Source organism: Parabacteroides vesiculifaciens, from assembly GCF_049860805.1.
Classification (GTDB): Bacteria; Bacteroidota; Bacteroidia; order Bacteroidales; family Tannerellaceae; genus Parabacteroides.
On the sequence record NZ_CP187555.1, the window covers coordinates 3,012,334 to 3,028,878 of the forward strand.

At 46.9% G+C, this 16,545-nt stretch carries 17 protein-coding genes and 3 tRNA genes; 10 read left to right on the plus strand and 10 right to left on the minus strand.

Annotated features, from left to right (window positions below; genetic code table 11):
* Window positions 1-100 precede the first annotated feature (100 nt).
* The 5 genes from ACPYIV_RS12255 to ribD all read right to left on the minus strand — a co-directional run bounded on the left by ACPYIV_RS12255 (window position 101) and on the right by ribD (window position 6,919).
* On the minus strand, window positions 101-2,794 hold the full coding sequence (locus ACPYIV_RS12255; RefSeq protein ID WP_301705462.1) for a BamA/OMP85 family outer membrane protein: 2,694 nt from the start codon (window positions 2,792-2,794) through the stop codon (window positions 101-103).
* Between the two features lie 14 nt (window positions 2,795-2,808).
* A complete protein-coding gene (locus tag ACPYIV_RS12260) occupies window positions 2,809-3,552 on the minus strand; it encodes an isoprenyl transferase (RefSeq protein ID WP_293733867.1) in 744 nt (247 codons plus the stop codon).
* 17 nt (window positions 3,553-3,569) lie between these two features.
* Window positions 3,570-4,289 (minus strand): DUF6089 family protein, encoded by a 720-nt coding sequence (locus tag ACPYIV_RS12265; RefSeq protein ID WP_293740957.1) that lies wholly within the window; start codon window positions 4,287-4,289, stop codon window positions 3,570-3,572.
* An 87-nt stretch (window positions 4,290-4,376) separates the two neighbouring features.
* Entirely contained in the window at window positions 4,377-5,801 is a 1,425-nt protein-coding gene (locus ACPYIV_RS12270; protein ID WP_308526334.1) for a DUF6242 domain-containing protein, read from the minus strand.
* A 71-nt stretch (window positions 5,802-5,872) separates the two neighbouring features.
* Window positions 5,873-6,919, minus strand: a complete 1,047-nt coding sequence (ribD, locus tag ACPYIV_RS12275) for a bifunctional diaminohydroxyphosphoribosylaminopyrimidine deaminase/5-amino-6-(5-phosphoribosylamino)uracil reductase RibD (RefSeq protein ID WP_301705523.1) — start codon at window positions 6,917-6,919, stop codon at window positions 5,873-5,875.
* A 283-nt stretch (window positions 6,920-7,202) separates the two neighbouring features.
* On the opposite strand from ribD, the gene prmC reads away from it, so the two are divergent.
* Together prmC and ACPYIV_RS12285 are read left to right on the plus strand one after the other, a co-directional pair.
* Window positions 7,203-8,051 carry a peptide chain release factor N(5)-glutamine methyltransferase gene (prmC, locus tag ACPYIV_RS12280; RefSeq protein WP_425883235.1) on the plus strand — a complete coding sequence of 283 codons (849 nt, stop codon included), beginning with the start codon at window positions 7,203-7,205 and terminating at the stop codon, window positions 8,049-8,051.
* On the plus strand, window positions 8,048-8,548 hold the full coding sequence (locus ACPYIV_RS12285) for a regulatory protein RecX (protein ID WP_425883237.1): 501 nt from the start codon (window positions 8,048-8,050) through the stop codon (window positions 8,546-8,548). The genes prmC and ACPYIV_RS12285 overlap by 4 nt, the downstream gene beginning before the upstream one ends.
* Window positions 8,549-8,591: 43 nt before the next feature.
* On the opposite strand, the gene ACPYIV_RS12290 is transcribed toward ACPYIV_RS12285, so the two are convergent.
* The 3 genes from ACPYIV_RS12290 to ACPYIV_RS12300 are packed head-to-tail and all read right to left on the minus strand — an operon-like array spanning window position 8,592 to window position 9,898.
* Entirely contained in the window at window positions 8,592-9,152 is a 561-nt protein-coding gene (locus ACPYIV_RS12290) for an outer membrane beta-barrel protein (RefSeq protein ID WP_293733873.1), read from the minus strand.
* A gap of 4 nt (window positions 9,153-9,156) precedes the next feature.
* The gene (locus ACPYIV_RS12295; protein WP_425883239.1) at window positions 9,157-9,645 is read right to left on the minus strand and encodes a C10 family peptidase; all 489 of its coding nucleotides are present in this window, start codon (window positions 9,643-9,645) and stop codon (window positions 9,157-9,159) included.
* Window positions 9,638-9,898: a hypothetical protein gene (locus ACPYIV_RS12300; RefSeq protein WP_293733875.1), complete on the minus strand. Its 261-nt coding sequence runs from the start codon at window positions 9,896-9,898 to the stop codon at window positions 9,638-9,640. Before ACPYIV_RS12300 ends, ACPYIV_RS12295 begins: the two co-directional genes overlap by 8 nt.
* 161 nt (window positions 9,899-10,059) lie before the next feature.
* Between ACPYIV_RS12300 and ACPYIV_RS12305 the strand changes: the two genes are divergently transcribed.
* From ACPYIV_RS12305 to ACPYIV_RS12340, 8 genes are all read left to right on the plus strand, one after another.
* A complete protein-coding gene (locus ACPYIV_RS12305; protein WP_293733876.1) occupies window positions 10,060-10,743 on the plus strand; it encodes a ComF family protein in 684 nt (227 codons plus the stop codon).
* Window positions 10,744-10,869: 126 nt separating this feature from the next.
* Entirely contained in the window at window positions 10,870-11,511 is a 642-nt protein-coding gene (gene pyrE, locus ACPYIV_RS12310; protein ID WP_008152633.1) for an orotate phosphoribosyltransferase, read from the plus strand.
* Between the two features lie 6 nt (window positions 11,512-11,517).
* Window positions 11,518-11,928 carry an SRPBCC family protein gene (locus tag ACPYIV_RS12315; protein ID WP_293733877.1) on the plus strand — a complete coding sequence of 137 codons (411 nt, stop codon included), beginning with the start codon at window positions 11,518-11,520 and terminating at the stop codon, window positions 11,926-11,928.
* A gap of 11 nt (window positions 11,929-11,939) precedes the next feature.
* Entirely contained in the window at window positions 11,940-13,277 is a 1,338-nt protein-coding gene (gene argH / locus ACPYIV_RS12320) for an argininosuccinate lyase (protein WP_425883242.1), read from the plus strand.
* Window positions 13,278-13,283: 6 nt separating this feature from the next.
* Window positions 13,284-13,745 (plus strand): hypothetical protein, encoded by a 462-nt coding sequence (locus tag ACPYIV_RS12325; protein WP_425883244.1) that lies wholly within the window; start codon window positions 13,284-13,286, stop codon window positions 13,743-13,745.
* A gap of 96 nt (window positions 13,746-13,841) precedes the next feature.
* A tRNA-Gly gene (locus tag ACPYIV_RS12330) sits at window positions 13,842-13,914 on the plus strand.
* A 21-nt stretch (window positions 13,915-13,935) separates the two neighbouring features.
* A tRNA-Leu gene (locus ACPYIV_RS12335) sits at window positions 13,936-14,020 on the plus strand.
* Between the two features lie 41 nt (window positions 14,021-14,061).
* A tRNA-Gly gene (locus tag ACPYIV_RS12340) sits at window positions 14,062-14,134 on the plus strand.
* Between the two features lie 124 nt (window positions 14,135-14,258).
* On the opposite strand, the gene gltA is transcribed toward ACPYIV_RS12340, so the two are convergent.
* Together gltA and ACPYIV_RS12350 are read right to left on the minus strand one after the other, a co-directional pair.
* The gene (gltA, locus tag ACPYIV_RS12345) at window positions 14,259-15,728 is read right to left on the minus strand and encodes an NADPH-dependent glutamate synthase (RefSeq protein WP_425883246.1); all 1,470 of its coding nucleotides are present in this window, start codon (window positions 15,726-15,728) and stop codon (window positions 14,259-14,261) included.
* A gap of 18 nt (window positions 15,729-15,746) precedes the next feature.
* Window positions 15,747-16,544, minus strand: a complete 798-nt coding sequence (locus ACPYIV_RS12350; RefSeq protein ID WP_293733881.1) for a sulfide/dihydroorotate dehydrogenase-like FAD/NAD-binding protein — start codon at window positions 16,542-16,544, stop codon at window positions 15,747-15,749.
* Between the last annotated feature and the right edge of the window lies 1 nt (window position 16,545).

The window sequence follows — 16,545 nt, forward strand, 5'->3', positions numbered from 1 at the left end:
TGGGATAACTTCGTAAGGAAAGCCCGAACGCAAAAAAGGCAACCGGAAACGAATCCGATTGCCCTTTCTATCTAATTTTCAACTTTCACTTCTCAATTTCCTAAAATTCCTGTCCGATAATGAAGTGGAAGTTGCTGCCACCTCTTTGCGAACTTCCGTCAGGACGATCGAAACCGTAAGCCCAGTCGATACCCATCAGACCGATCATCGGGAGGAAGATACGGACACCGGCACCGGCAGAACGCTTCAACTGGAACGGGTTGAAGTCTTTCAAATCTCTCCAGGCATTACCCGCTTCCACGAATACCAGACCATAGATCGTTGAAGACGGTTCGAGCAAGAACGGATAGCGCAACTCCATCGACAAGCGAGAGTAGGCATAACCATACGAATTGTAACCACCGTTACCGGCTATACTACCGTTTTCGTAACCTCTCAAACCGATCGTTTCAGTTGCATAAGTACTGGAATATCCACTCATACCGTCACCACCCATATAGAAAGTTTCGAACGGCGATTTCTTATACTTGTTGTAAGAGCCCAGGAAGCCGTATTCGACACGTGACATCAACACCGGTGTACGTTTCACAGTCAGCGGAGCCAACGGCGAGAAGATCTTCGCTTTGAATTTCCACTTATGATATTCGATCATGCGGAACTTCGATTCATCCTGGTCGCTCATATTCTTATAATCCTTTCCGTCCCACAATGACCAAGGCGGAGTAGCGGCAACCGAGAACATGAACTGTGAACCTCTACGTGTGTACAGCGGGTTGTCGATAGAGTTACGTTGCAGGTTCAATTCCAAGTTGATGTTATGGCAATTACCATTATTTACCAGGAAGTAATCCCAGTCTTTCATCATATATAACTGGTAGTTCAAAGTCGCCATAAACTGGAAGTAGTCATCCGGCCAGTTCAAACGCTTACCGTAACCGGCTGAAAGTCCGAACATCATGATCGACTTGTCTGGGTCGTATGCCAACTCATAGTTGTTATAACCGCCATAACCATAATTGCCATAACCGTAACCGTAACCGTAGCCATAACCACCATAACCGCCATAGCCACCATAATACGGATATCCACCGTAACCATAGCTGTTATTGCTCAGATAATTGCTACTGATATCCGTCTGTTTGGAGAAGTAGGCGCTTACGGACAATGTATTCGGGCGTTTGCCGCCGAACCACGGATCCATAAATGAAATACTGTATGCCTGGTAATAACGTCCGTTTGTCTGGCCGCTCAATGTCAACGTCTGTCCTTCACCCTGCGGGATAATACCTTTATAGGTGCTTGGGTTCAGCAAGTTCTTCATGGAGAAGTTTGTAAACTTCAAACTCAACTTACCGATCACACCTGTCTGTCCCCAACCGGCCGAGAACTCGATCTGGTCGTTAGCCTTTGACACGAGGTTGTACTGGATATCCACCGTTCCGTTATCCGGATCGGGCAGCGGTTGCGGAACTAAGTTTTCCGGGTCGAAATGTCCCATCTGGGCGATTTCACGGGTAGAACGCATCAGGTCTTCACGGCTGAAAAGCATACCCGGCTTCGTACGAAGTTCACGACGAACGATATCTTCATACAAACGGTCGTTACCGTTAATGATCACCCGGTTGATAGTTGCCTGGGGACCTTCCTGGATACGGACTTCCAAAGAGATGGAGTCGTTGTCGACATCCACTTCCACGGGATCGGCGCCGAAGAAGATGTAACCGTTGTTGTAATACAGGTTGGAAACGGCATCATCGTCCGTCGTCAACCGTTCGTTCAGTTTCTTCTGGTTGTAAACGTCGCCCGGCTTCATACCTAAAATATACAACAGCTGTTCGGTCGGATATTTCGTATTACCGACAAAGTTGATATCTTTCAGGTAATATTTGTCGCCTTCTTCGACTTTCAGGAAGATATCCACCCGTTTATCGTTATAGTTCACAACACTGTCTTCAAGAAGGACTGCATCACGATATCCTTTTTCATTATATTTCTCGATAATGTGTTTCTTATCGTTTTCGTATTCTTCAGTCGTAAATTTCTTTGTACTGAATGCTTCCAGGATACTGCTCTTCCAGTCATTCTGCAAGTTGAACTTTTCGTTCGTCTTCTTCATCGCCTTTTTCAACTCGCGATCAGACAACGCACTGTTCCCTTCGAAATGGATCTTGTGGATTTTGGTCTTTTCGTTCTTGTTGATATTGATGTCGACGATCACTTCGCCTTCATGTGCGAGATCGTCCTTCTGAAGGATTTCGACATCCACATTCTTAAAGCCTTTGCCATCGAAGAACTTCTTGATCAACGTGGTTGCACGATCGATCAGGTTAGGGGTCACCTGATATCCTTTGCGCAAACCCAGGCGGGCTTCCAGATCCTCACGTTCCCCTTTCTTGATACCATGATAGTTGACTTCCGAAATACGCGGACGCTGCTTGAGTTGGATTTCCAACCAAACCTGATCCCCCTCGATCTTAGTTGCCAGAATCTTTACATCCGAGAATAGTCCATGTTTCCAGAAACGCTTTACAGCATCTGTAATCGCTCCGCCCGGCTCGGGTATAGTGATCTCATCCCCTACCGACAAACCGGAAAAGCCTATTAACACGAAATCATCATAATTTTTAATCCCCGTCACCTTGATATCCGCAATTTTATACCTTTTGGGAGGTGACGAATAGGAAATGACCGGCACTTCTGCCGGCTCTTCAACCTTGGTAGTGTCAGTTTCCTGAGCAAAAGCCCCGAAGGCAAATCCCAGGAACATGAAAAACAGCACTATTCTTTTGTACATATAACAGCTATTGTTTATAAGATTAATTGCTCACTTGTCTTACCAAAGCGCCGTTCACGCTGCTGGTAATACAATATAGCTCCATACAACTCTTCTTCTCTAAAATCCGGCCAATACACATCGGTAAAGAAGAATTCGGCATACGACAACTGCCAAAGCAGGAAGTTGCTGACGCGTTGTTCTCCTCCGGTACGGATCAACAAATCCGGATCGGGAATACCTTTGGTTGTCAGGTGATCCGAGACGACAGCCTCGGTTATATCGTTGGGGTTTATTTTCTTCTCCACCGCCTCCCCGGCCAGGCGTTTCACAGCTTCGGTAATCTCCCAACGGGCCGAATAGCTCAAAGCCAATACGAGCGTAGTGCCGGTATTGGCCGAAGTCTGTGCGATACAATCCAGCAAGGTGGCATGTGCATCCGCCGGCAAGCGGTCGAGATTGCCGATAGCCATCAGACGGACGTTATTCTTCATCAGGTCGGGAGTCTCACGATGGATGGCTGCAACCAGCAAACTCATCAACGCCTGCACCTCCGCCTCCGGACGATTCCAGTTTTCGGTCGAAAACGTGTACATCGTCAGATATTTCAAACCCACGGTTGTAGCAGCTTCCACGACCTTACGAACCGAAACAACGCCCTCCTGGTGTCCGTAGCTCCGGTCTTTCCCCTTCGCTTTGGCCCAGCGTCCGTTGCCGTCCATAATAATCGCCACATGCTGCGGCAATCGATTCTTATCTATTTGTTCAATCAGCGACATAGTGTTTTCATCTATAACTACTGTATATTATCTATATTCCTCGCGTTGTTGCAGGTTCTGCACCGCGGACCGAAATCCCAGGTTACTGTAAACAACAAAAAAGAATACCAATCTTTATTCTTCAAAAAACTACCTTTCATGTGGTAGGGATCATCCAAAAACGCATTGTTGTCGTCCGTCACGTCCAAGCCGTCGCCAAAGAGTTTGCGGAACGAAAACTCGCATCCCAGGTTAATCCGGTTCTTCACCTTATATTTCACACCCACACCGAGCGGGATATTCGGACCGGCAAAAGTCTTCCCGCTGCCTGGCGCTACCGTCACACCCAATCCCATAAAAATATAGGGAGTGAAACGTTTTGCGTTTGAATATGCAAACTTATCACTGTACGGAAAGAAGTTGAACTCCATCTGTCCGCCCAGTTCGATCAGGCTCCGGCTGAAGGAACCTTGTGCATGATCCGGAAAAACATTCTCTTGCCCTTCCGTCGTGCCTGAAACCTGCCCCCACATCAGATTGGTCTTTAACGCCCACCTGAAATTGGGATTATAGCGGAAAACAGCTCCGAACGCGGGATTCAGCCCTTTAAAAAAAGCGTTCTTGTTGACATCGCCCATATAAAAGGCTCCGCCTGCCATTCCTCCGATCTCGTATTTATATTCTTGTGCGTGAAGACCGGCAATACTACCGGCCAAAAGGACTAATATGAGTATACGCTGAAAGAAAGTTGAAGTCATAATCGTTTTTTATTATAATCTATACCTTCTTTTCTAACGCTGAATCGCTCATAAAATTATATGGTCCTCCACGAACTTTCTTTATGCTTAAAAACCCAGGCGGTTAATACGGCCGCGCCAGATTTGATTCAATACATTCGAACTATTGGTTTCTTTTCCGCCGAAAAGATACATATAATTGTCCTTATCCACATGGATAGAAGAGAACCCTCTTGCTTTGAAATCCTGCGGCATCATGACTAACGAGTCGGAGACGTTCCAGGTTATGCCGCCGTCTCTGGACAGGTAAACGTCGGAAGAAGCCTTGCCTGTCTCGCCGATTCCGCTCAACATGAAGAGCTTCTCGTCATATTCCGCCACGGCTACGCCTTCCTGCTTATCGAAAGGAGCCGCTTCGTCATCCGTCAGCTTCGTCCAAGCTTTGCCATCATCCGTCACCCAAGCCGTATTCGTCAGTTTATTGTCCTTATCTCTTCCGGCAACCACCAACAGGCGGGCGCGGAACATTAAATTATAGGAAAGGCTGCCGAAACCGGTCAAAGGAAAACCTTCGTTCAGAAGAGTACCTTCATTCCATTCCATCTCTTTATTCATATATCCGTAAAGCAGCGTGCCGTCCTTATCGATGACTGCGCTAAGGGCCGACGGCTGTTTGCCGGCTGCCGTAAAGTCATCGTCCACATCGATCGCACCTAAAAGGGCCTTGATCACCGGAGTATTCCCAACAAGCGTCCAGTTCTGGCCATCGGTGGAGCGGTAGAGAGCGCCTTTCGTCGTCACGGCGTAGAACGCATCGCCGTAAGCCGTAATCTGGGACAGACGGACTTCTCCGGCGGGAAGACCTGCGACCGTCAGTTTCGTCCAGTTTTTGCCGTCCGAAACAGCCGAGCGGTACAACTGATAGCCTTCGCTTGCATTCGCAGGCTGCGTATACATATAATAAGACTCGTCATTTCCTTCACCGAAAACAACGACTTTTTCTTCCTTGACTGCACCGTCCGTAATGCCCTCTTTATAAATGCCCCAGACCATCGAGTCGGGAACAACCTGGTGGATATTGACTTGTGCGAGGTATGCCTTCGTGGTCTGTAGATCCCACAAGGTATTTATGAACTTCACCGGCTTAGAGAAATCCAACGAATCCTCCAGATTCCAGGAAATCGTATCGCCGACCGCTTCCTGTATAACCTGGCAGCTATACACTGTCGAAGCCAGCTTAACCGTACAAATCACCTTTTCGTCCAGCTTCGTTCCATAAGGCATGGAATCTATATTGAAGATACGCCCGGTTGTCTGATCGATCGTAAACACGACATTCTTCAATTCCGGGATAGAATCGTTCGACAAAGAAAAAGATAGAATCTGACAATCTCTACTCAGCTCATATTCATTATCGTCCGAACCAAGGCAAGAAGACAACAAAAGAGCACAACATCCGGCTATAAACAGTACTATTCTATTTTTCATCAAAAAATAAGTTTGTTGCATATAAAGGCACAAAAGTAGAAACATTTTTTGCTTTATACCTCATATAGGACAATATTTATAATATTTTAGTGTCGTTACGAATTATAAAGTTCATTTCAAACCTTTCGTTTCCAGGTTTCCAAGAGATGCCCATGCCTCAGCTCCGTACCGGTCAGCACACCGGGAACAGCGGGAGCTTTTACGCCTGAACCGAGAACCGCCGGAGCCGTTTCAACCCAGGCCTCGTCCCATAAGCCGGCGTCGAGGAAGCTACCCAACAGCGCAGCGCCTCCTTCCACCATCAATGAATCAAGTTTCTGTTCATATAAATATTGTAAAACCTGCGGCAAGACCTCCTGCCCAAAATCAATTCGCACATATTCCACATTCGGACGGCTTCCGGCCTCACACGCCGTAAAAACGAGCGTACGCACCGCACCGTCCAACAAATGCGCATCTGCCGGCAGCTTCAGCGTCTGGTCAAGAACCACCCGGACGGGAGATTTCCCGGCCCAATGCCTCACCGTCAGCGAAGGATTATCCAGCAAAGCCGTACGGGTCCCCACCATAATGGCAGCCACTTCGGAACGGAGCCGGTGAACCCTGCGGAGCGTCTCTGCTGAAGACAGGAGAACCGGCGGCACAGACGCAGCCTCGCGGTGTGCATCCATAAACCCGTCCGCACTCTGCGCCCATTTCAGATAAATATAAGGACGTTTCAGGATTTGGAATGTCATAAAAGCAGGATTCAAGGCGCGGGCTTCCTTTTCCAACACACCTGTCACAACCTCGACACCTGCCTCGCGCAACATGCGTACTCCCCGTCCCGACACTTCCGGAAACGGGTCCAACGTACCGACCACGACACGCGGAATGCCTTTCTTTATGATCAACTCGGCACAGGGAGGCGTCTTTCCATAATGGGAACAAGGTTCAAGACTCACATAAATCGTAGAATCCCGCAAAAGCGTTTCATCCCCGACGGAGCCCACCGCATTCACCTCGGCATGCGCCTCGCCGCACTTGCGATGAAACCCCTCTCCTATAATCTTCCCGTTATGCACAATCACCGCACCGACCATCGGGTTCGGAGCCGTATTTCCTTCTCCTCCCCGCGCAAGCTCGATGCAACGGGCCATAAACTTCTCTTCGACAACCATCATTGTAAACTATTTTTACATCCCAACAAACAATGATTCGCCCCGCATCCATTCCTGAATTACTTCCCAGGTAATTGCCTGCCGACAATTGTCGGCAGGCCTGCTGACAATTGTCGACAAACCTGCCGACGGTTGTCGACAAGCCTGCCGACAATTGTCGACAAGCAAATTATTCGCTACTAAGGTACGGAGAAATCCGCTATATTTTTTATTCCCTTCATCATATTTTCAAAAATCGGCCTATATAAGCGAAGAATTCCGTACTTTTGCAGAAAAAGAATATCTCATGACTGAAACCATCACATACATTAAAGATTCTTTAAGGGATCTATATCCACCTTCCGAGGTCAGCAGCCTGGTTCGCTTGATCATGGAACGAGTTTGTAATATTCAACCGCATCATTTTTTATTTTGCAAAGACAAAGAACTGCCCGAAAGCGAAAAGAAGCGGATCCATGAAATAGTCGAACGCCTGAAACAAATGGAACCTATTCAATATATATTAGGTACGGCCGACTTTTACAGTCTCCAGTTCGAAGTGAATCCGTCTGTCCTGATCCCGCGTCCGGAAACAGAAGAGTTGGCCGAACAGGTCATTCTCGACAATGCCGATAAAAAGATTAAGATATTGGATATCGGGACCGGTAGCGGTTGCATTGCCGTTACGCTCCGGAAACATCTGAAAAAAGCAAGCGTGATTGCAATGGACATCTCAGCGGAAGCGCTCGAAACGGCTCGCAGGAATGCCAAGCGCAATAATGCAACGGTCACTTTTATCCAAACGGATATCCTGGACCCGGAGAAAGCGGAAATGGACATACCGTTCATCTTAGATGTTATCGTCAGCAACCCGCCCTATATCAAGGAAGAAGAAAAAAAGGATATGGAAAGGAACGTGCTGGACTACGAGCCGCACCTGGCTCTTTTCGTCCCCGACAACGACCCGTTGCTGTATTATTGGCATATCGCCCATTTCGGTAAGAAAAAGCTGAGAAGAAACGGCCGCCTCTATTTGGAAATCAACGCGGCATGCGGCAGTATGGTTGTCGAGATGCTGGAGGAAGAAGGCTATAAGAATATCGAATTGATACAAGACCTGTCGGGCAGGAACCGGATCATAAAAGCACGCAAATGAAACAGATCAGCGAGTCTGAAATGCTCCACCGGGCAGCGGCCTATTGCTCGGCCAGCGAACGTTGCATCCAGGACGTAGAGAAGAAAATCAAAGCGGCGGGATTAACCGGGGAAGAAAGCGACCGGATTGTCGCACGCCTGCTGGAAGAACGTTTCATAGACGAAAGCCGCTTCGCCCGCTATTTCGTTAACGACAAACTGCGTTTCAACAAATGGGGACGAATCAAGATCAATTACGAAATGCAACGGAAGGGAATCCCGTCCGATATCCGCTCGGAAGCATTGGCGGGTATCGACGAACAGGAATATCAGTCTATCCTCCTTTCCCTTTTGAAAAGCAAAAAAAAATCTACCCGTGGCAAAGACGACCGGGATGTTTACACCAAACTGCTCCGGTTCGCCGCCGGCCGCGGGTTCGAAACGAAGGATGCCGGCCGTTGCCTGAAACAGTTTTTCAACAGTTCCAGCAATGAAGAATATGACAACGATGACTATTGATCGAATAGCTTCATTTCAATGGTCATCGTTGTCATTACATAAACTACTTGTTCCTTCTATACAAACACCAACCAACCGATATCTGAAATACACTATTCCTCATAGAATCGAAACCGCTTGTTTTCATATTTGACAATAAACCGATGTTATAATTGGCAGCCAAGTCTAATCCGAACTGAAAGCTATATCCCAGACCAAACGTTGCAGACAGCATACAGTTGCGAGGTTCGGCAGGAGCACCTCCATCAAACAGCATCGTATTGCGATCCAGACAAATATCCAATTGAGGTCCAGCAAAAACATTTAAACCTTTGCAGGCCGGTATATAATATTTACCTTTTAAAGGAATCAACAGGTAATGATCTTTCTGGCGATACCCATCGAAGTCTGCTCCCTGCATCGAATACAAAACATCAGTTTCCAATGCCCAACAATCTTTTTTCCATTCCCCAAACAGCCCTACATTTCCGAAACATCCCCAATCATCATTGTAATTGGTTATTTTGGCCACATTCAAACCTCCACGCAGACCAACAGACAGTTCTTGAGCCGAGGCGGTTAGAAAGAAAAAAGATAATACAAAATACACTACTATTTGTTTCATGACATCATTTTATTCCATTTAACATTTTCCTGTTTTTAGTATAATTGAAAGGTTCTTTCTTTCCTTCACCTTTATCATAATAACCAGTAAAGCAACTATACCAACCATCAGCATTACCATATTGCCCCCAATTACATCTCAGATATTGACTTATCGTTCCTCCAATATCTACTTTTATCCTCCAAATATCATATCCATCATCTTTTTCATATAAATCATAATTCGTGACAATCACAGTTTTTGTTCCTTCCACCAACCATGCATGCCCTCCACTACTATCACCTCCTCTAATTAAAACAGGCCCACAAGTATTTAACGCCTTTTGCAAATCGAGATAATCATAATCACATTCATTTCCTACACTATATCCATTATTCTTTAAAAACGTCGCAGCCTTCCCCAAACTGGAATTAGTTCCAGAGACTTTCGGATCCCCTATCTTCATACTATAAAATAAATCATACATAAGTGATTGCAATTTTTTATTATTCAAATAGATCATTGTTTTTTGTTTGAACATTTTCCATGAACACTTTTTGGACCATTAATACTGCCTCTTTCTCAGGAATAACAGTACTACCATTCGATTCAATCCTTAATGCTAAAGCCTCGTCCAAAGACAAATTCAGTTCCAGCATTTTCACATTACACCCTACTTCCTCTTTTGTATTTTCCGAACAAGAAATAAAAACAGAAAGCATCAATCCCAAGTAAATTAAATTGCTACTAAATAAAGTTTTATTCACAATCATATTATTTATGAAGTTAATCATTCATTCCGCTATAAAGATATCAAAAAATCAAGACTTGATCACAAAAAACATAATAAAAAAGTACATTGGTTAAAGTTTAACATTATAGCTCGACAACCAATTATTTCTTATCTTTACAAAAACAATTAATAGTTATGACGATTTTGAATGACCTCCTGAACCTTTTCTATCCCCGCCTCTGCCTGCTTTGCCAGGCGCCTTTGATGGAAGGGGAAGAGCATATTTGTTTGCGTTGCTCGAACCATTTGCCCTATACGCATTTTACAGATATGGAGACTAATCCGGTCTGCCGGCTTTTTCAGGAAAAAGTCTCTTTTGTTGCCGCTACCGCTTTGCTCCACTTCAGGAAAGGAGGAAGCGGACAGAAGTTGATCCATTCCTTGAAATATCATGGAAATAAAAAGCTCGGATACGAACTGGGACGCATGGCGGCAACCGCCTATCGGGAGACCGGACTGTTCGACACCGTCGATCTCCTTTTGCCGGTTCCGCTCCATCCGAAGCGAATGAGGCAAAGAGGTTATAACCAGTCGGAATGGATCGCACGAGGCATCCGATCCGTCACAGGAATCGCGATCGACACCTCGTCCCTGTCCCGCGTAAAAAAGACAGAAAGCCAAACCCGCAAGCAGATATTCGAACGCTCGGAAAACGTAGAGAACATCTTTCGTTTGGAGAATGCCGGCGCATTGAAAAACAAACACGTTTTATTGCTGGACGATGTCATTACGACCGGCTCCACCATAAGCGCCTGTGCAGAGGCGATGAAAGCCATATCCGGCATCCGGATCAGTATATTAGGCATAGCCGTCGCCTAAACCGGCACAAACTCACCCTAAACCTGTTATACAATATATATGGCTTATTTTTTTGAATAACTACAAGGTTATCTCATTCCCTTTGTCTACCTTTGCGGACTGATATAAACATATTTATTAGGTTGTATGAAAACACTGGAAAGATTAGTAGCAGAGAGATTATTAAAGATTAAGGCGGTCAAATTGCAGCCAGCCAATCCTTTCACATGGGCATCCGGTTGGAAATCACCAATCTACAACGACAACAGAAAGACACTTTCCTATCCGGAAATCAGAAGTTTCATTAAGTTGGAACTGGCTCGCACAATCAGCGAAAAGTACGAAAATGCCGATGCTATTGCCGGTGTTGCAACCGGAGCAATTGCTCAGGGTGCATTAGTTGCCGACCTACTGGGTCTGCCGTTTGTGTACATCCGTTCAACTCCTAAAGATCACGGATTGGAAAACCTGATCGAAGGCGAACTGAAGCCGGGCTCAAAAGTCGTGATCGTAGAAGATTTGGTTTCTACAGGCGGCAGCAGCTTGAAAGCAGTACAGGCTGTCCGTAATTTCGGTTGCGACGTGGCCGGTATGGTTGCCATCTTCACGTATGGTTTCCCTGTTGCAGTAGAGGCTTTCAAAGAGGCAAAAGTAACACTGACGACTTTGAGCAACTACGATGCTGTCCTGGAAGAAGCATTGCGTACAGATTACATTGACGAATCCGAAATCGCAGTCCTTCAGGAATGGCGCAAAGATCCGGCAAACTGGAATCCCGAAGCAAAGTAAGTAGAAATGACTGAATTTGTTAGTGAAGTGAAAACGATCCCCTTTAACGAGGATCGTATTTTTAATATGCTGTCCGACCTATCCAACCTGGAAAAGGTGCAGGACCGCATACCTGAGGATAAAATTAAAGATTTCGAGTTCGACAAAGACTCTTGCAGTTTTTCCGTCGCACCGGTAGGTAAGATAACCTTCCAGATCGTGGAACGTGAACCGAACAAAACAATCAAATTCACGACTACGAACTCCCCTGTTCCCCTGTTCCTCTGGATCCAGCTGAAACAGGTGGAAGAGAACGACACACGGATGAAAATAACCGTCCGCGCCGAACTGAATCCGTTTATCAAACCAATGGTATCAAAACCGTTGCAGGATGCGATCGATAGAATATCGACCATACTGGCATCCCTGCCTTATTAATTGTATTTTTGATGGCTCAGAAACTTTGGGAAAAGAATGTTCAGGTAGACCAGGAAGTGGATACCTTTACGGTAGGTAAAGACCGTGAGATGGATCTCTATCTCGCCAAGTACGACGTGCTTGGCTCGATGGCTCATATCACCATGCTGGAAAGCATCGGGCTGCTTACCAAAGAGGAACTGACGGTTCTGCTTGCCGAACTGAAAAATATCTATGTCGTTGCCGACAGCGGCCAGTTTGTAATTGAAGAAGGTGTGGAAGACGTCCACTCGCAGGTGGAACTGATGCTGACACGCCGCTTGGGTGATACGGGGAAAAAGATACACAGCGGCCGTTCACGTAACGACCAGGTGCTGCTGGACCTGAAACTGTTCACCCGCGCACAGATCCAGGAAATCGTAGAGCTCGTATCCGGCCTGTTCGAGGTGTTGATCTCGCAGAGCAACCGGTATAAGGACGTGCTGCTTCCCGGATATACGCATTTACAGATTGCCATGCCGTCATCTTTCGGACTTTGGTTCGGCGCTTATGCCGAAAGCCTGGCCGACGATTTACAGATGATGCAGGCTGCTTATAAGGTTTGCAACCGCAACCCGTTGGGTTCTGCGGCCGGATATGGTTCTTCTTTCCCGCTGAGACGCCAGATGACAACGGATCTGCTCGGCTTCGACTCGCTCGACTACAATGTCGTGTATGCCCAGATGGGACGCGGCAAGATGGAACGTACCGTGGCTTTTGCCATGGCGGGAATTGCGGCAACCCTTTCCAAACTGGCTTTCGATGCATGTATGTTCAACAGCCAGAACTTCGGTTTCATCAAGTTGCCGGACCAGTTCACGACAGGCTCCAGTATCATGCCGCATAAAAAGAATCCGGACGTATTCGAGTTGACGCGTGCCAAATGCAACAAGTTGCAAGGATTGCCCCAGCAGATCACGTTGATCTGCAACAACCTTCCGTCGGGCTATTTCCGCGACTTGCAGATTATAAAGGAAGTATTCCTTCCCTCTTTCGACGAGTTGAAGGATTGCCTTCGCATGGTTACGCACATGATGCGTGAAGTAAAAGTGAACGAGCATATTCTGGACGATGACAAATATGCACTCCTTTTCAGTGTGGAAGAGGTAAACCGTCTCGTGCTGGAAGGCGTGCCTTTCCGCGACGCCTACAAACAGGTTGGATTGAACATCGAAGCGGGTAAATTCGTCCCTGTTAAGGAAGTCAATCATACGCATGAAGGAAGCATCGGTAATTTATGCAATGATCAGATTTCTGCCTTAATGCAAAATATTGTGGATGGTTTCGCGTTTAATAGAGTAAATGAGGCTGAACAACAGCTATTATCTTAATAAACGATGAAACGATTTTTATATTGCTTACTTATATTATTGGTATGTTCGTGTTCCAAATTTGAGGAATCGGATATTCCTTATGCACCGGTATATTTGGAAATAGACCTGCGCTATCAGGACAAAGATTTAGTAGGCATATACAATCACAAATCCATTACCAAAGCTCGTACCGCCGGAGAAAAGACCGGATATTCGGGTGTATTGGTCGTTTGCGGGATCGATTCGTATGGCAATACGACATACTTTGCTTTCGACCTTTGTTGCCCTCATGAAGCAAAAAGAAACATCATTATCGAACCTAACGATGCAGGTACGGCAACTTGCCCCGAATGCGGCACAGAATACGACATAGCTGCTTATGGCGGTACAGGAGCTCCGGTAAAAGGGGTTTCCAAATATCCTTTAAGAAGGTATGCTGTCTCCTCCAATTCGTCCAGCAGACAGGAATGGGTCGTGATAAATTAAAAAATACAAGATAAAACGTAACTTTTTTATCCAAATATTTGCAGAAACAAAAATTTCATCTACCTTTGCACTCGCAAACGAAAACAATGCAACAACGCGGAAGTAGCTCAGTTGGTAGAGCATAACCTTGCCAAGGTTAGGGTCGCGGGTTCGAGTCCCGTCTTCCGCTCATCTCTTAAGAGAAAGGGATGCTCGAATGGTGGAATCGGTAGACACGAAGGACTTAAAATCCTTTGGCCATTGCGGCTGTGCGGGTTCAAGTCCCGCTTCGAGTACCTGTTGAGACGCACGGCCGTGCGTCTGTACACAAAATATTGCGGAAGTAGCTCAGTTGGTAGAGCATAACCTTGCCAAGGTTAGGGTCGCGGGTTCGAGTCCCGTCTTCCGCTCGCTTCCAGAAGGCCTCGTTATTCTTAGGAATAGCGGGGCTTTTTACTTTCAATAGTATATTTACTAAAAAAGGGCAAGGATACTATATCCATGCCCTCTTTATTATCATATTAAAACTCTAAATTATCCCCGTAACGCCTCATCCATTGCAGCAGCAGCCTTACGACCGTCACCCATTGCCAGGATTACGGTTGCGCCACCACGAACGATATCGCCACCCGCATATACATCAGGCAAGGCAGAGCGCATATTCTCTTCATTCACCACTATTGTTCCCTTCTTGCTTACTTCCAATCCCTGGAAAGCACGCGGGATAAGCGGATTGGGAGAAACGCCGACGCTGACAATCACTTCGTCCACATCAATTGTTTCGATCGCTCCTTCGACAGGTATAGGACGACGACGTCCGGAAGCATCCGGTTCACCCAGCTCCATCTTCTGCAAGCGCATCTGTTTGACACGGCCCCGTTCATCACCAAGATATTCGACCGGATTATGCAAGGTCATAAACTCCACACCTTCCTCTTTGGCATGCTTCACCTCCTCCAGTCGGGCAGGCATTTCTTCCTCGCTACGACGGTAAACGATCATAGCTCGTTCAGCTCCCAGACGACGTGCGGTACGAACAGAGTCCATAGCCGTATTACCACCACCGATTACAGCCACTTTCTTACCCTGCAAGACAGGCGTATCGCTATCCGGATTGGCAGCATCCATCAGATTGACACGTGTCAGATATTCGTTGGACGACATCACCCCGATCAGGTTCTCACCCGGAATGTTCATAAAGTTAGGAAGTCCGGCACCACTGGCTGCAAAGATTCCTTTGAAACCATCCGCATGCAAGTCATCATAGCTGATCGTCTTACCGACAATACAGTTTGTCAGGAACTTCACACCCATCTTGCGCAGTCCTTCAATTTCGACATCCACAATCTTATTCGGCAGGCGGAATTCAGGAATACCGTATTTCAACACACCACCGATCTCGTGCAAAGCTTCGAATACCGTCACGTCATAGCCGCGCTTTGCCATATCGCCGGCAAACGAAAGACCGGCGGGACCGGAACCGACAACGGCAATCTTAATACCGTTCTTCTCCGCTACTTCCGGAACGGAAATGTTTCCGCTCTCCCGTTCATAATCGGCGGCAAAACGTTCCAAGTAACCGATAGCAACAGCCGGTTTACCCATCTTCAGATGAATACACTTGCTTTCGCACTGCTTTTCCTGCGGACATACACGACCGCAAACAGCGGGCAACGCGCTTGTTTCCTTCAGCACTTTAGCCGCTTCCAGAAACTCGCCCCGCTCGATGTTCTTCACAAACGTCGGGATATTGATACTTACCGGACATCCCTGCATACAAGTCGGATTCGGACAGTCCAAACAACGCTGGGCTTCCTGCATGGCCTGCTCTTTCGTCAATCCGAGGTTCACCTCTTCGAGACGGGTATGGCTACGGTATTCCGCATCCAGTTCATTCATTTCCACACGGGGAATATCCGTGCGCTCTTTATTCTTTTTACTTTTACGCAGTGCTTCTCTCCACGGTTCGGCACGACGGGCAGCGATCAATTCTTCTGTTGTCATTTGTTTACTGTGGTTTTATTATTTCTTTTCAATATCTTTATAAGCACTAAGGCGCATCAGCATCTCGTCGAAGTCAACCTGGTGGGCATCAAATTCCGGTCCATCCACACAAACGAACTTTGTCTTTCCTCCGACTGTAATCCGACAAGCGCCGCACATACCAGTTCCGTCCACCATAATCGTGTTCAGAGAGGCGACTGTCGGGATCTCGTATTTCTTCGTCAAGGCAGAGACGAATTTCATCATGATAGCCGGACCGATCGTCACACACAGATCCACCTTTTCCCGGTTGATCACACTCTCCACGCCATTCGTCACCAAACCTTTCGTACCGTAAGAACCGTCGTCTGTCATCACGATTACCTCATCGGAGTTGGCACGCATCTGCTCTTCTAAGATCACCAGGTCTTTTGTACGGGCAGCCAGCACCACGATCACACGGTTGCCTGCCTTATGGAAAGCCTCTACGATAGGTAATAAAGGAGCCACACCGACACCACCTCCGGCACACACGACCGTACCGACTTTCTCGATATGGGTGGCTTGCCCCAGCGGGCCGACCAGGTCGGTGATATAATCGCCGGCATTCAGTTCGCATATCTTCTTTGACGAACCGCCTACCGCTTGGATCACGAGTGTGATAGTTCCTTTCGTGGTATCAGCTCCGGCGATGGTCAGAGGAATACGTTCCCCCTTCTCACCTACCTTCACGATAACAAAGTGGCCTGCCTTACGGGAGCGGGCAATCAGAGGTGCTTCCACTTCCAGTTTCACTACGTTGGCAGAGAAATGTTCTTTACTTACAATTTTATTCATT

Coding starts and splice junctions, on each gene's coding strand:
- ACPYIV_RS12255 (WP_301705462.1), bottom strand. CDS start 2,794: ATGTACAAAAGAATAGTGCTGTTTTTCATGTTCCTGGGATTTGCCTTC.
- ACPYIV_RS12260 (WP_293733867.1), bottom strand. CDS start 3,552: ATGTCGCTGATTGAACAAATAGATAAGAATCGATTGCCGCAGCATGTG.
- ACPYIV_RS12265 (WP_293740957.1), bottom strand. CDS start 4,289: ATGACTTCAACTTTCTTTCAGCGTATACTCATATTAGTCCTTTTGGCC.
- ACPYIV_RS12270 (WP_308526334.1), bottom strand. CDS start 5,801: ATGTTTCTACTTTTGTGCCTTTATATGCAACAAACTTATTTTTTGATG.
- ribD (WP_301705523.1), bottom strand. CDS start 6,919: ATGATGGTTGTCGAAGAGAAGTTTATGGCCCGTTGCATCGAGCTTGCG.
- prmC (WP_425883235.1), top strand. CDS start 7,203: ATGACTGAAACCATCACATACATTAAAGATTCTTTAAGGGATCTATAT.
- ACPYIV_RS12285 (WP_425883237.1), top strand. CDS start 8,048: ATGAAACAGATCAGCGAGTCTGAAATGCTCCACCGGGCAGCGGCCTAT.
- ACPYIV_RS12290 (WP_293733873.1), bottom strand. CDS start 9,152: ATGAAACAAATAGTAGTGTATTTTGTATTATCTTTTTTCTTTCTAACC.
- ACPYIV_RS12305 (WP_293733876.1), top strand. CDS start 10,060: ATGACGATTTTGAATGACCTCCTGAACCTTTTCTATCCCCGCCTCTGC.
- pyrE (WP_008152633.1), top strand. CDS start 10,870: ATGAAAACACTGGAAAGATTAGTAGCAGAGAGATTATTAAAGATTAAG.
- ACPYIV_RS12315 (WP_293733877.1), top strand. CDS start 11,518: ATGACTGAATTTGTTAGTGAAGTGAAAACGATCCCCTTTAACGAGGAT.
- argH (WP_425883242.1), top strand. CDS start 11,940: ATGGCTCAGAAACTTTGGGAAAAGAATGTTCAGGTAGACCAGGAAGTG.
- ACPYIV_RS12325 (WP_425883244.1), top strand. CDS start 13,284: ATGAAACGATTTTTATATTGCTTACTTATATTATTGGTATGTTCGTGT.
- gltA (WP_425883246.1), bottom strand. CDS start 15,728: ATGACAACAGAAGAATTGATCGCTGCCCGTCGTGCCGAACCGTGGAGA.
- ACPYIV_RS12350 (WP_293733881.1), bottom strand. CDS start 16,544: ATGAATAAAATTGTAAGTAAAGAACATTTCTCTGCCAACGTAGTGAAA.